The following is a 13,981-nucleotide window of genomic DNA, read 5'->3' on the forward strand; positions in this document are numbered from 1 at the left end:
TCACATAGGGAGCACATTTGAGGGCAAGCTGCTTCCCATTTACCCCTCTGCACTTTTCTTTGAGAGTTTTCGGGATTGACTGCAAATCCTTTACAATCCCGTCAATGACCTTGCTTATAGGCTCTGTCCCCTGTCTTTGTTTTTCTCTCTGCTCCGCTCCCTGTTATTATTCTGTGCGATCATCTTCTGAAGTCCTTTCAGTTTCTGCCGTAATGACGGACGCTGCTGCTTTTTCTCATTAACTTTTACAAATTCCTTGAACGCCTGTGCAATCACATCGGCATCCTTACCCTTAAAAAATACAAGGTATTTTGGCGGCTCCGTGGTCTTATCCCGCTTCACAGCAAAATCTACATTGTACTTTCTCGCTACACGCTCAAAAGCCTTAATGTTATCATCCGTGACCTCTATGGACTTCGCACCTGCTCCCTGACCGACCAGCTTTTTCACCGGTATTTTCCCGTGGGAAGGCTCTTTATGCTTCTGATGTTCCAGATACATCTTCATCGCCTTCTGGAGAACACTTGCGGTCAGTTTGGATGTTTTGATTGCAAGGGCAATCGTTTTTTGTGTTGTTTCCTCCTGCACAGTGTACCTCCTTCCTGATCTTCACTCTTTTTATCAGGGCGGAACCAACAGCCTGTGGAGTTGTATTTTCATTCCCATATTTACAAGTCCTCTCCTTCCTCATGTTCCCTGTCCCACCAGTTCAGTTCTTCCTCATAAAAATCATCCAAAGCAGACCTGAGCTCTTCCTCCTGCTTTTTTGCCTTTATTACATCCCTCACTGCCTTTACTACAACTGCCCCTACTGCAATCACAATTAACAAATTCTTTCCATTTTTTCTACTCATTTTTGTCCCTTTCCACTTTTGGACATTTTGTCCAAAAGTCCCATAAATACATACAAAAAAGGCAGCTACAAACCTTTACGGTCTATAACTGCCTTTGCGCTGTAATAATTCTATTTATTTATATAATGGATAATATAACAAATTATCTTTGAAAAAAATCTCCCCTAGATCACTTGCTTTGATTGGAAATGCAATATCACGCAAGCTCACACCTAAATCCAGTTTTAACGGTTTCTGTGTATCATTTATAAAAGAAATTCTAAATTCATTTTGGTATTCGTATTGTGGCATTTTCAAAAACGGATTCCATTCTATAAATCCATGCACATCTTCAGATTTCATATAATCTACAAAACCAAGCTGTGCTTTTGATATTTCGCTATGTTGCCTTAATGCGTTACACACTCGTTCAAAAAACTTTTTCCTATCCAACACTAAAACACCATATTCTCCAAATTCTTCACCCATTTTAGCAGGGAATGGCGAAATAATTTCTTTTGAGACATTAACATATGCCGTATATAACGATATTATTTTTCTACATCTGTTCTCTCCTCTTGAAAAGTTTTCAATTGTCCCTGGTTTATAATTTTCTGGATTATTTGTATAATCTCGAACCACAATCATCATCTTACCATCAACAGACTCCAAATTTGCAGACATAAAATCCGGGTTGTTATGCTCAATCAAAAAAGTATTTCCCTCATTCTCATCTCCACGTCCAAGATTATCACATTGTGCAAAAAAATCTGCGGTATTAAAAAACAATTTTCCATCAAGAAAGTCTTGCTGAAATTCTTGACATGATGTGAATTTTAACAGCATATATCCATCGTATCTTCCTTTAAATTGCTCACTAATACCAATATCCATTCCTTATCTCCTTAAAATTTATAACGCATCTATGTACTATAAATATTTTCCTAATACAAAACCTAATATTGCACTTAATATACAAAAGAAAAGATTCCAGAGAAAAGTTTTAGGAAACGATTTTTTTTCCTGCTTATTTAATGTGTTCTCCAATAAAACATTTAATGCCTCAACTTGCTGCTTATTCATCTCTGAAACTTGCTGACTTATTTCTGCATCTTTCTTCATCTGCACAAATAATTTCTTTTGCTTTTCCATTTCTAAAAGTGCATTATCAATTATGTTCTTTGATTCCTCTAGCTTTTTAGATACCACATCAATACTGTCAGAGATTTCTACTTGTCCCGATTTTCTTAGTTTTTCCTTATCTAAGACTCTTTTTATTTGTTTTAAATCAATTCCAATAATATTTGATACAAGTGATATATATATTTCTGAAAAATCTAACGACATATCCATAACTCACTTTCCAAACTTTTTAGTATTTCATCTATATTATAGCCCTAAAAGTGATATTTTTCTATATACTTCTATGCATTCAAATATATCGTACATAGTTCCGCATACATCTTTCCATCATCAAATTTCACATCATCAAGTAACAATACCTGGAATAACACTTCCCGGACACTTTTTAATTTTACCATAGAAATCTCTACTTTTGAAAGACCATTCAGTTCTATATTTTCAAAGGCTGCCACTTTTCTTGCCACCAAACAATGTGTATACAATGCCATAATATATTTATCTGATAACACAAAGGCGTATGTTTCATTTCCCTGATATGTATATCGGTACTTCTCCAGATTTTCTTGTGACATATCGAAATAGCATCTGACTGTTTCCAAATATACATCTCCATTATACTGCGGCATTAACTTCTTTGCATACCTTTTAATTGTTGCAAATATATTATTTCTTTCGATTGCTGTTCGAGTCCTCTTGAATACAGGTTTTCTTCCACGCAAATCCATATACACATTATTCAGAATAGTTTTTCCGGCATATTGTCTGAAATCCCTTATTCTTAACAAATAGAATAACACATCTTCCAATTTTTTCTCTGATGTTATCTCCTGATACGAATAATCCCCAAATTCAATATGATCCAGCTTTAAAGGACTGCTCCCCTTTGCAATTTCTCGTTCCATTACTCTATTGATATCTCTCATTGGTTCCATAATCTCTCCTCCTACTTCTGGTCACAATGTCCAAAAGTAAAAAAGGACAGCTATAAGATTTCTCCCATAACCGCCCTACCGCTGTTAATCTTTATTATTCCATTTCAGCCACCTTTAAAAATATGTCCCTTCGTTTTTTACATTATATCTCTGCGATCACACTTTTGGACATCGTGACCAGAAGTGCCTGCGATTATCTTTATTATCTCCACAAATACTGCGATCATCCTTGCAATTACAATGATACCACCTATCAGACCACCAATGACGCCATTGAATGCCAACACCCCAATGCTTCCGGCAATTCCAAAATTTTTAGGGATGAGGAACATACACATTTTCCGAATCCCATAGGGAAAACCTACCATAATCCAAAAAAGGAAGTAATCAAATCCGTTTTCCTGTTGGCATACCGGATAACACATCAGTATCCATAAAACAAGTATCAGTACCGGAACGATAATCTTAAACAATACCCTTTTCATTCCAGCCTCCCCCATACATATCATGCTGCACTTCCTGCTGATAATAATGATTTATTGTTGATGGCGCATTATACAGTGCCGTAATCATGTATGCCTTAATGTTTGAAATTTTTGTTGTTGTGTCTTTCATACACCCCATCACATACTCCAGATGACTGCTCCTCAGCTTTAAGAATTTTGACTTTACAAGCTCATAGGGATACTCCTCCCCCGCAATCCGTATCGTAGTCCGCTTTACACATACAACCTCACAGATCAATTCAAATAATTCATCATACAGTTCCCTGTCATTTATTTCATCATATTTCATGTGATGATCGTACTCAATATTTTCTTTGATAATCTCTATGTATGCATCTGCTCCATCCATCCTATCATCGGTCTGCTTTCCTTCACCAGATGGATAGATTGGATTGGTATAACTCATATCAGTATAATTTATATCAGTCTTATTATAGTTAGTATAAATAGGGGCTAAATCCTGAACCTCTGCAAGTTCAGTTTCTGAACCTCTTGAAGTCTGCTTTTTATACTTCTGGTAGTTCAGCTTCTGTACCTTCTGAAGTTCAATTTCTGAACTTCTTGAAGTATCAATATTAGACTTCTTGAAGTTCAAATTTTGAACTTCTGTGGATTTTCCAGTATTCTCTGGCTCTTTTACCTCCTGTTCCGCTGACATTGTGGCAAAGTTTTTCACATAGATAATATCCGGTTTGCCAAGACCTCTGCGCTTTTTTTCAATCAACCCAATCCCTTTTTCGGAATCCAGCTCTTTCATAATCTTGACACAGGTTGCTTTCGCACATCCCAAATCTTCCATAATCGCATCCACCGTATAGATGATATACGCCCTGTTTTCCTCGTCCAGCCATCCATTTTTCATAGACAGTGACATCCGATCGAGCATCAAGCCATACAGGAGCTTGGCATCGCTGCTAAGCCCCTTGAACCGCTCATCCTTAATCAACAGCCGGGGGACACGATAAAAAGAGAACTGGTCTGCTTCAATTCCATAGTAGTAATCAAATTTTGTATTCTCGTCCACTTTTTCATGCCTCCTTTGCTGCTTATTTCTCACTGTTTGAACTATTCCACTTATCCAATAGCTGATAGATAACATTTTCAATCTGCTCATTGGAATAATCTTCTGGAAAATATCTGCTGATCTTGTCTGCCTTGATGGTTACTTTTCGCTCTATCGGTTTCGGTTCTGTCAGAATCAGCCTTACCATCGGTAATGTCAGTTCATCACTTTTTCCATGCTCCTTCAGCCTTGATGCCTGTACTGTTGAAATGATCATCCCTGTTTCTTCAAGAACAACCTGCACCCACTCCTGTTGCTGTTCTGTCAGAAATGACAGCTCTACACCCTGCAAAATTCCAATTTTCTTTTTATCGACCATATCTAAAAGTGCATCCGATAAGTGGGCAAGGTAAATATATCTTTGTACTGTTTTTGCACTCTCTCCAGCAGTTTCTCCAACCTCATCCAGACTGTTGCCTTTTCCCCTTTTTCCCTGATGTTTTACAGCTTCATATTTCATAAAATAAGCTTTTGCCTTTTCACTAGGAAGAATATCTTCCCTCTGAATATTGCTGTCCACCATGATAATTGTAGCTTCATCATCCGTATAATCACGGATGAACATCGGCATTGTAGCAAGTCCGACAATCTCACAGGCGTGTCTCCTGCGGTGTCCGGCAATAATCTCATAACCGCCGTCCTTCATCGGTCTGGCGATTCCTGGCATCAACACTCCATGCTCCTTAATGCTTTCCACCGTTTCCTGCATCTTTTCATCATCCAGTACCTTAAACGGGTGTCCTTTGAACTCATGCAGTTCTGACAATGCGATTTCCTGTACCTGTTCTGTTCCTATCTGTAGCTTTTCTGTTCCAAATAAATCATCAAATCTGTTCAACTTTACCTTTGCGGCACTTCCAGTCTTACTCATTACCAAGCACCTCCTCCGTCAGTGATTGATAGGCACTTGCCACCTTGCCATTCGGATCGTGCTTATAAATGCTTACACCTTCTGCAGAAATCTCCGCAGCTCTTACCGACATTGGAATACTGTTTTCAAATATCCGCACTCTGCTTCCATAATTTTCAATCAACAGATTGCTGATGTCCCTAGCATAATTGGTACGATTATCAACCATTGTCAGCAGAATACCCTCTATCTCCAGTTTCGGGTTGATCTGACGCTTTACCTTTCCAATCGTCTTAATAAGCTGTTCCAGACCTTTTACCGGCAGATATGCCGCCTGTACCGGAATTAAGATACTATCCGCACTGGTAAAAGCATTTATCGTAATCATGCCGAGTGATGGCATACAGTCAATCAGAATGTAATCATAGCGGTCTTTCTGCTGTTCTATGTAGGTACGAAGCACCGTCTCCCTGCTCATAACATTCACAAGTGAGGTTTCCAAACCGGAAAGCTCGATATTTCCCGGCATGAAATCCACACCTTCCTCATGTCTTAAAATGCCGTACTCCGGTTTTATTTCCTCATCATTGATAATGGCTGCCATAATGGTTGCAAGTGTAATTTCCAGTCTGTCCGGCTCCTGAATGCCAAGACTTGCCGTAAGACTGCCCTGCGCATCTGCATCTATCAGTAAAACTTTCTTTCCCTGTTTTGCCAGTCCGATTCCTAAATTGCTTGTTGTGGTAGTCTTTCCAACTCCACCCTTCTGATTTGCGATTGCTATTACTTTACACATGATAAATTCTCCTATTCTCTACTATTTTTCTTTTATCTGCTGCTCTTTATATTGCTTTTCTGCACTTCCGCATAAGCTCTGTAATATTTGCTTGTTCCTTTGTTGCTATAAAGCTCTGATATTTCTAATACTTCAATTTTAGGATGACGCTGTAAAATTTTCTGAAACCATACAATGTCATTCTTTGTTCCCATCAATCTGACTTTTAACATTAGTCTGTTCCTCCAATTAAGGCATACAGTTCTCGGTTATAGGTCGCATACTCCGGATAGCGGATCTGTATCGCCTGCCAAAAGAAAGGTGCATAGGCACAGCAGAACAAGTCCTCCACTGTATACTGCCTGCACTCGTTTACCTGTTCCTCTGTTTTTGTGTAATCATCTACACTCGGTGTGCCGTTGCAATACAGGTTAAATGCCATTCGCACCACCTTCATACTGCCACTGGTCTGCCAGCCTTCATGCAGACACTCAGTTTTTACACATCCCGTCTTAAAATCATAGATGCTATTGATATTTCTTCTCGTATCATCACTGATACCAAGGCAATAGCAAAGTGCCTTGTGGTACACATCCTGATAGCGTACCTCTTTTAATTTTTCATAGTAGAATTTTTCATGTGCTTCACTAATAAAATTGATTGTCTGTTTCTTTTTGTTTTCTGCTCCTAACGCTGTACTGTTCATAGTGAACCTCCTTTAAAAAATTTTTATTTTGCATATAAAAAAGGACTAAGTCCTTTTTAAGCCATAGCTTTAAGGATTTAGTCCTAATCGAGAGATATAAGAAAGGGAAGCATTGCGCTTCCCTTTCGAGTTATATATAGATTTTGCAAACAATATCTTTAAATCGGTTCGCTTTCGTGTACTCAGCATGATATTTCATGTACTCATTCACATCATCCCTTGTAACAATCAGCGTTGTGAAGTAAAAATATTTACGCTCTTCTACTTTCCTGCATTGGCAATTGCAGCCTGTGCTGCAGCCAAACGAGCGATCGGCACACGGAATGGTGAACAGGATACATAATCCAGACCAATCTTGTGGCAGAACTCAACAGATGAAGGATCTCCACCGTGCTCACCACAGATACCAACATGGAGTTTCGGATTAACCGGTTTTCCAAGTTTAATAGCTGTCTCCATTAACTTACCAACACCTGTCTGGTCAAGTTTTGCAAATGGATCGTTCTCGAAAATTTTCTTATCATAGTAAGCATTTAAGAACTTACCAGCATCATCACGAGAGAAACCATATGTCATCTGTGTTAAGTCGTTTGTACCGAAGCAGAAGAAATCAGCTTCTTTTGCGATCTCATCAGCTGTAAGAGCAGCTCTTGGAATCTCGATCATAGTACCTACTTCATACTCAAGTTTGATACCTGCTGCTGCGATCTCAGCATCTGCTGTCTCAACAACAACATCTTTTACATATTTTAACTCTTTTACTTCGCAAACCAATGGGATCATGATCTCAGGTTTTACAGTCCAGTCAGCATGTTTCTTCTGAACGTTGATTGCTGCACGGATAACAGCTTTTGTCTGCATCTTAGCAATTTCCGGATAGGTAACTGCAAGACGGCATCCTCTGTGTCCCATCATTGGGTTGAACTCATGTAAAGAAGCGATGATGTTCTTGATGGTCTCAACAGATTTACCCTGAGCTTTTGCAAGTTTCTCAATGTCAGCTTCCTCAGTCGGAACGAACTCATGAAGAGGTGGATCTAAGAAACGGATTGTAACTGGGTTACCTTCCAGAGCTTCGTATAATGCTTCGAAGTCTCCCTGCTGATATGGCAGGATCTTCTCTAATGCAGCTTCTCTCTCTTCTACAGTATCGGAGCAGATCATCTCACGGAAAGCAGCGATTCTGTCTTCCTCGAAGAACATATGCTCTGTACGGCAGAGACCGATACCTTCTGCACCAAGCTCACGAGCTTTCTTAGCATCTGCAGGAGTATCTGCGTTTGTACGAACTTTAAGAGTTCTGAACTGATCAGCCCAAGCCATAACACGTCCGAACTCACCAGCGATTGTAGCATCAACAGTCTTAATTGCTCCATCGTAGATGTTACCGGTTGTACCATCGATTGAGATGTAATCTCCCTCATGGAACTCTTTGCCAGCTAATGTAAATTTCTTATTTTCTTCGTCCATAGCGATATCGCCACATCCGGATACACAGCAGGTACCCATACCACGTGCAACTACGGCTGCGTGAGATGTCATACCACCACGAACTGTTAAGATACCCTGGGAAGCTTTCATACCAGTGATATCCTCTGGAGATGTCTCAAGACGTACTAATACGACTTTCTCTCCTCTTGCATTCCACTCTTCAGCATCCTCTGCTGTAAATACGATCTTACCACATGCAGCACCCGGAGAAGCACCAAGTCCTTTTCCGATCGGTGTAGCAGCTTTTAATGCAGCAGCATCGAACTGTGGATGAAGTAATGTATCAAGGTTACGAGGATCGATCATAGCAACTGCCTCTTCCGGAGTCTTATGTCCCTCGTCTACTAAATCGCAAGCGATCTTAAGTGCAGCCGGAGCTGTTCTCTTACCGTTACGGCACTGAAGCATGTATAACTTCTTGTTCTCAACGGTGAACTCCATATCCTGCATATCATGATAATGATTCTCAAGAGTCTCACAAACTTTTAAGAAGTCTGCATATGCCTCAGGGAATTCTTTCTCCATCTGAGCGATTGGCATAGGTGTACGAACACCTGCAACTACGTCCTCACCCTGTGCATTGATTAAGAACTCACCCATCAGTTTGTTCTCGCCAGTTGCCGGATCACGTGTAAATGCAACACCTGTACCGGACTCGTTATTTAAGTTACCGAATACCATAGGCATTACGTTAACTGCAGTACCCCAGGAATATGGGATATCGTTATCACGACGATATACGTTTGCACGTGGGTTGTCCCATGAACGGAATACAGCCTCGATAGCAAGTTTTAACTGCTCAACAGGATCTGAAGGGAAATCTGTACCTAACTGGTTCTTGTACTCAGTCTTGAACTGCTCTGCTAACTCTTTTAAGTCAGCTGCTGTAAGGTCGATATCAAATTTAACGCCTCTCTCTTCTTTCATCTTGTCGATGAGCTGCTCAAAGTATTTTTTACCAACTTCCATAACTACATCTGAGAACATCTGAATGAAACGTCTATATGAGTCATATACGAAACGCTCGAATGCAGGATCCGGATTACCTTTGATCATTGCAGCAACTACTTCGTCATTTAAACCAAGGTTTAAGATGGTATCCATCATACCTGGCATGGAAGCTCTTGCTCCTGAACGAACAGATACTAATAACGGATTCTCAAGATCGCCGAATTTCTTTCCGTTGATCTCTTCCATTTTCTTAACGCCTTCCATAGCCTGAGCCATGATCTCGTCGTTGATCTTGCGACCATCTTCATAGTACTGTGTACAAGCCTCTGTTGTGATTGTGAATCCCTGTGGTACAGGAAGTCCGATGCTTGTCATCTCTGCAAGGTTGGCACCTTTACCGCCAAGCAGGTTACGCATGGTCATGTCGCCTTCGCTAAACATATACACCCATTTGTTTGCCATTTTGATAATTCCTCCTAAAATAAATTACTATGTAATTATGGACACCGTATTTGTTTCCATAATCAAGCCATGTTATGTGCCTTTCTAAAACGCACATATTTATTCTAACATATTTTGTCTAAATAGCAACATTTTTTTTACTGTTTTTCCCTGTTTTTTTGTAACATTTTCACAATGTAAAACTTTGTTCCGTTATGTGGAACATTTTGGATTTGTTTATTTCTTTTTCCATTTTGCATACAGTGTGATTTTCCCCGTGCTGCCTTTCTTAATAGAGGTTACCTTTCTGGTACATTTTTTATCACGGTACCATCCTTTAAACACATACCCTTTTCTTGTTGGTGCTGCCAGTTTTATCATCTTTGAAGTAATGGTATATGTTTTCGGATTTTTCTTATTATTTTTGCCTCCGTTTAATTTGTAGGTAATGGTGTACTTTTCCTTTGCCCATTTTGCATACAGTGTTACTTTTCCGGTACTGCCCTTTTTAATAGAGGTTACCTTTTTGGTACATTTTTTATCACAATACCATCCTTTAAACACATACCCTTTTTTTGACGGATTTGAAAGTTTTATCGTCTTTGAAGTGATTTTATATGTTTTGGGATTCTTCTTATTATTTTTGCCTCCATTCAGGTTATATGTAATCTGATACTGTGCTGCTTTCCACTGGGCATATAAAGTTACGACCTCATCTGCTTTTTTTGTCAGATTTTTTACATAGGCATTTTCCTCATAAAAGGTTCCCTTCCCATCTGGCTGCGTATTCCAGCCTGCAAATGTATATCCTTTCTTTTCAAACTTATTTTTTGAAAGTTTTTCCTTCTGACCCGCCGCACATGCTCTCTCACTCATTTTCCCTTTTGCTGCGCCATTGCCGTCAAATTTTATTGTATAAAGATATGGACACACGACAACCGGAACATTCCTCTTAAATGCTTCTGCATTGATTTTATCTTTGGAGAGACTGGTTATTACATATATTTTTTCAGGTCCGTCTGTCGTTTCCCAGGAAAATGCTTCGCTGCCAATCTCTGTAATCGTCTTTGGCAGCCTTATCTTCCCAAGCACGCCGCCGTCCTTATAAAACGCACAGATTCCGATTGTTTTTACCGCGGTCTGGGAAAGATCAAGTTCCCCCGTTAAATTTTTACAGGATAAAAAAGCATAACTGTCAATCGCCGTTAATGTTTTGGGGAATTTCACGGTTTTTAACCCACTGCAGGCAGAAAATGCACTACCGCCTATTTCTGTAACCAAAGTCTGGGATAAATCCATTTTCTCCAGTGAACTGCAGCCTGTAAATGTGCCAAATCCAATTTTCGTTATATTCTCTGGCAATTTCACCGTTTCCAATGCACTGCACCCCTCAAATGTTCCTTCCAATTCCGTTATCCCTGTCTGTGACAAATCTGCTTCTTCCAACAGCGTGCAGTCTGCAAACACACCCGTTCCATCATTCACTTCCAGCACGTCAATATCTTCAAATCCGCCACACTTTACCTGACGGATGTTTTTATTTTTTTACAGCAGCTAAGTCGAAATACCAGTTTCCTCTGCTCCATCTATAAGAAATCAGACTGTAATACAATCCATCCTTCAGCAAGCCATCAACTCTATATATCTGATGATTTGATAATTCTGCAATCTCCTCCGGGGACAGGTCAAAATACCCGTCAGAATACCCCTGATACTCCCATTCTTTATCTACCGAATAAGAGTTGCGGCTGCACCATGTAGCATCTGCAAAAATCCATTTTCCATTTTCACTGTCATAAACAGCATTGTATTCATGGGCATGCCCCTCTAAATCCATGCACGGAATTCCAATGGAAATGCACAATGTTCTCATAAGGCTTGCATAACCCGAACACATAGCACGCTTTTGCTCGTACACCTCATACGGTGACCAATAACTTGGCTTATTATTATAATAGGCATAATAATCATAATAAGTTCTGTCCGCAACAAATGCCATAATCGCTTTTATTTTCTCATACTGTGTAGTACACCCGGCTACAGCCTGTAATGCAGCCTGTCTTAATTCCTCAAACTGGGCATCTGTTATAGCATTCCTTTCAGGATCTGTTAAAAAGTAATCCGGGTCTGCATATTTATTAATCAGAGTCCAGGCCTTCTGTTCCGCTGCAATCTGCTCTTCACTTGCGTCCCCCTTGATTGAAGTTTCTTCCCGTTCTTCTGTTTCTTCTTCCATTTCCGGCAGTTCTGTTTCTGTGTCTGGCTGCTCTGTCTCCTCCGGCTGTTCTTCTGTGTCTGGCTGCTCTGTCTCCTCTGACTGTTCTTCTGTGTCTGGCTGTTCTGTTTCTTCCGACTCTGGCTGTTCCGTATTCTCCCGTTTCTCCTGTTCGCCTGCCTGTGTCTCCTGACGTTCACGATCCATCAGATCCAGTTCTTCCGTATCCGCATATTTTTCATTTACTTTCTCTGATGCCGATTCCGCTTTTTCTGTCTCTGCAATCACATTCGCCTGCATATTTACCGGCATCCCACCAACCAAAACAGTCGCAGCCAGCAATGCCGTAAAAGCTTTTTTCATCCCTCCTTTCATAAACTAAAACTCCTCCTTCATTTGTACCGCTATGTTACATTACCTTTTCTATATTATAACCGCAATACGACTATTTTCAATTGTTTGCGAAATCATTTCTATCATATCTCCGCAGACTATCTGCCTGTACATACTTCAAAATATTTTTCTTCTCCTCCGCGAGGTGCGCATCCCGCCCGGAGGGCGTTTTCATTCATAGGACGTAATTTCCTATGAATGAAAAACAGACGGATCATTCCCACCCAACAGGAATAATCCGTCTGTCTTTTTCTTTTTATTCTCCGCTTCGAAAAATCCTAGAAATCTACTTCCGTGTCATAGTAACAGCATTTCAACAGCTTTTCCATCTCCTCCTGGCTCGGCTGTCTCGGGTTTGATCCTGTACATGCATCTAAGATTGCATTGGCTGCGATCTCCGGCAGTCTCTCTAAGAACACTTCTTCCGGTACAAAGCCCTGCTCGGTCGGATAACTGTCTGCACCATAATTCTTAATACAGTGCGGAATCTTTAAGTCATCATTCATACCACGCAGATATTTGATCAGAAGTTCCACTTTCTCGTCTAATGAATCACCGCCAAGTCCCATGAAATCTGCGATCTCACCATAACGTTTCTTTGCAGTTTCATCTTTGGCGTTAAATGCGATCACTTTCGGCAGATACATTGCGTTGGCTGCACCGTGGATGATATGTGCGCCGTAATCCGCAAATGCAGCACCGGTCTTATGTGCCATGGAATGTACGATACCAAGCAGTGCATTGGAAAATGCCATACCGGCAAGACACTGTGCATTATGCATGTTATCTCTCTTTTCCATATCCCCGTTATAAGATCCTACCAGATCACGCTGGATCATCTTGATTGCATGCAGGGCAAGCGGATCTGTGAAATCACAGTTCGCTGTCGATACATATGCCTCGATTGCATGTGTCATCGCATCCATTCCGGTATGTGCTACCAGTTTCTGTGGCATTGTCTCTGCAAGTTCCGGATCAACGATTGCAACATCCGGTGTGATCTCAAAGTCAGCGATCGGATATTTGATACCTTTCTCATAATCGGTGATGATGGAAAATGCAGTTACCTCTGTTGCAGTTCCCGAAGTTGAGGAAATCGCACAGAAATGCGCTTTCTTACGAAGTTTTGGAATACCAAACACCTTGCACATATCCTCAAATGTGATATCCGGATATTCGTATTTGATCCACATAGCCTTTGCCGCATCGATCGGCGAACCTCCTCCGATCGCAACGATCCAGTCCGGACCAAACTCTTCCATCGCCTTTGCGCCCTTCATTACGGTCTCCACCGATGGATCCGGCTCAATTCCTTCAAAAAGCTGTACTTCCATGCCGGCTTCTTCCAGATACTGTTTTGCGCGGTCAAGAAAACCGAAACGTTTCATGGAACCACCGCCTACGCAGATAATCGCCTTTTTGCCTTCAAACGTCTTTAATGCTTCCAATGCCCCTTTTCCGTGATACAAATCGCGTGGTAATGTAAATCTTGCCATCTTTCCTCCAATCTGCCGCCATCAAAAGGCCGCCCCCTGACACATACACATGCCTGTATTTTTTGTGTCATTTACTGTGTGCAACTTTTATATAACCATCACATATTTTGTTAATTAAATAACAATATGTATGGTAACATTATATCATATCTTTCAAAAATAAGAAGCATTTTTATACATTTTTAA

General features: G+C 40.4%; 15 protein-coding genes. All 15 read right to left on the bottom strand.

The genetic code is table 11. From position 1 onward, the window contains the following. Nucleotides 1-114: 114 nt before the first annotated feature. The 15 genes from RIL182_RS13420 to RIL182_RS13485 all read right to left on the bottom strand — a co-directional run bounded on the left by RIL182_RS13420 (nt 115) and on the right by RIL182_RS13485 (nt 13,795). The gene (locus tag RIL182_RS13420; protein WP_006858514.1) at nt 115-588 is read right to left on the bottom strand and encodes a PcfB family protein; all 474 of its coding nucleotides are present in this window, start codon (nt 586-588) and stop codon (nt 115-117) included. 80 nt (nt 589-668) lie between these two features. After that, a complete protein-coding gene (locus RIL182_RS13425; RefSeq protein ID WP_006858513.1) occupies nt 669-854 on the bottom strand; it encodes a hypothetical protein in 186 nt (61 codons plus the stop codon). A 114-nt stretch (nt 855-968) separates the two neighbouring features. Next, nucleotides 969-1,727: a hypothetical protein gene (locus tag RIL182_RS13430; RefSeq protein ID WP_006858512.1), complete on the bottom strand. Its 759-nt coding sequence runs from the start codon at nt 1,725-1,727 to the stop codon at nt 969-971. Nucleotides 1,728-1,763: 36 nt separating this feature from the next. Beyond that, nucleotides 1,764-2,186, bottom strand: a complete 423-nt coding sequence (locus tag RIL182_RS13435; protein WP_006858511.1) for a hypothetical protein — start codon at nt 2,184-2,186, stop codon at nt 1,764-1,766. Between the two features lie 71 nt (nt 2,187-2,257). Further along, nucleotides 2,258-2,908 (bottom strand): hypothetical protein, encoded by a 651-nt coding sequence (locus RIL182_RS13440; RefSeq protein ID WP_006858510.1) that lies wholly within the window; start codon nt 2,906-2,908, stop codon nt 2,258-2,260. 137 nt (nt 2,909-3,045) lie between these two features. Further along, on the bottom strand, nt 3,046-3,393 hold the full coding sequence (locus tag RIL182_RS13445) for a DUF6050 family protein (protein ID WP_006858509.1): 348 nt from the start codon (nt 3,391-3,393) through the stop codon (nt 3,046-3,048). Further along, nucleotides 3,374-4,438 (bottom strand): DUF6017 domain-containing protein, encoded by a 1,065-nt coding sequence (locus RIL182_RS13450; protein ID WP_044999437.1) that lies wholly within the window; start codon nt 4,436-4,438, stop codon nt 3,374-3,376. Before RIL182_RS13450 ends, RIL182_RS13445 begins: the two co-directional genes overlap by 20 nt. Nucleotides 4,439-4,460: 22 nt before the next feature. Then, on the bottom strand, nt 4,461-5,348 hold the full coding sequence (locus RIL182_RS13455; RefSeq protein ID WP_006858508.1) for a ParB/RepB/Spo0J family partition protein: 888 nt from the start codon (nt 5,346-5,348) through the stop codon (nt 4,461-4,463). Then, entirely contained in the window at nt 5,341-6,123 is a 783-nt protein-coding gene (locus RIL182_RS13460) for a ParA family protein (RefSeq protein ID WP_006858506.1), read from the bottom strand. Before RIL182_RS13460 ends, RIL182_RS13455 begins: the two co-directional genes overlap by 8 nt. A gap of 32 nt (nt 6,124-6,155) precedes the next feature. Further along, a complete protein-coding gene (locus RIL182_RS13465) occupies nt 6,156-6,335 on the bottom strand; it encodes a hypothetical protein (protein ID WP_006858505.1) in 180 nt (59 codons plus the stop codon). Next, nucleotides 6,335-6,808, bottom strand: a complete 474-nt coding sequence (locus RIL182_RS13470; protein WP_006858504.1) for a DUF6075 family protein — start codon at nt 6,806-6,808, stop codon at nt 6,335-6,337. Before RIL182_RS13470 ends, RIL182_RS13465 begins: the two co-directional genes overlap by 1 nt. 261 nt (nt 6,809-7,069) lie before the next feature. Then, nucleotides 7,070-9,712 (bottom strand): pyruvate, phosphate dikinase, encoded by a 2,643-nt coding sequence (gene ppdK, locus RIL182_RS13475; RefSeq protein ID WP_134523355.1) that lies wholly within the window; start codon nt 9,710-9,712, stop codon nt 7,070-7,072. A 216-nt stretch (nt 9,713-9,928) separates the two neighbouring features. After that, on the bottom strand, nt 9,929-11,176 hold the full coding sequence (locus RIL182_RS21740) for a leucine-rich repeat protein (RefSeq protein ID WP_243128690.1): 1,248 nt from the start codon (nt 11,174-11,176) through the stop codon (nt 9,929-9,931). A gap of 52 nt (nt 11,177-11,228) precedes the next feature. Continuing rightward, nucleotides 11,229-12,281 (bottom strand): transglutaminase-like domain-containing protein, encoded by a 1,053-nt coding sequence (locus RIL182_RS21745; protein ID WP_006858502.1) that lies wholly within the window; start codon nt 12,279-12,281, stop codon nt 11,229-11,231. A gap of 296 nt (nt 12,282-12,577) precedes the next feature. Next, on the bottom strand, nt 12,578-13,795 hold the full coding sequence (locus tag RIL182_RS13485; RefSeq protein WP_006858501.1) for an iron-containing alcohol dehydrogenase: 1,218 nt from the start codon (nt 13,793-13,795) through the stop codon (nt 12,578-12,580). Between the last annotated feature and the right edge of the window lie 186 nt (nt 13,796-13,981).

The organism is Roseburia intestinalis L1-82 (assembly GCF_900537995.1).
Taxonomy (GTDB): domain Bacteria; phylum Bacillota; class Clostridia; order Lachnospirales; family Lachnospiraceae; genus Roseburia; species Roseburia intestinalis.

Bases quoted from the DNA above. Each gene is read 5' to 3' on its own strand.
- RIL182_RS13425 (WP_006858513.1), bottom strand. From the start codon at position 854: ATGAGTAGAAAAAATGGAAAGAATTTGTTAATTGTGATTGCAGTAGGG.
- RIL182_RS13430 (WP_006858512.1), bottom strand. From the start codon at position 1,727: ATGGATATTGGTATTAGTGAGCAATTTAAAGGAAGATACGATGGATAT.
- RIL182_RS13435 (WP_006858511.1), bottom strand. From the start codon at position 2,186: ATGGATATGTCGTTAGATTTTTCAGAAATATATATATCACTTGTATCA.
- RIL182_RS13440 (WP_006858510.1), bottom strand. From the start codon at position 2,908: ATGGAACCAATGAGAGATATCAATAGAGTAATGGAACGAGAAATTGCA.
- RIL182_RS13445 (WP_006858509.1), bottom strand. From the start codon at position 3,393: ATGAAAAGGGTATTGTTTAAGATTATCGTTCCGGTACTGATACTTGTT.
- RIL182_RS13455 (WP_006858508.1), bottom strand. From the start codon at position 5,348: ATGAGTAAGACTGGAAGTGCCGCAAAGGTAAAGTTGAACAGATTTGAT.
- RIL182_RS13460 (WP_006858506.1), bottom strand. From the start codon at position 6,123: ATGTGTAAAGTAATAGCAATCGCAAATCAGAAGGGTGGAGTTGGAAAG.
- RIL182_RS13465 (WP_006858505.1), bottom strand. From the start codon at position 6,335: ATGTTAAAAGTCAGATTGATGGGAACAAAGAATGACATTGTATGGTTT.
- RIL182_RS13470 (WP_006858504.1), bottom strand. From the start codon at position 6,808: ATGAACAGTACAGCGTTAGGAGCAGAAAACAAAAAGAAACAGACAATC.
- ppdK (WP_134523355.1), bottom strand. From the start codon at position 9,712: ATGGCAAACAAATGGGTGTATATGTTTAGCGAAGGCGACATGACCATG.
- RIL182_RS21745 (WP_006858502.1), bottom strand. From the start codon at position 12,281: ATGAAAGGAGGGATGAAAAAAGCTTTTACGGCATTGCTGGCTGCGACT.
- RIL182_RS13485 (WP_006858501.1), bottom strand. From the start codon at position 13,795: ATGGCAAGATTTACATTACCACGCGATTTGTATCACGGAAAAGGGGCA.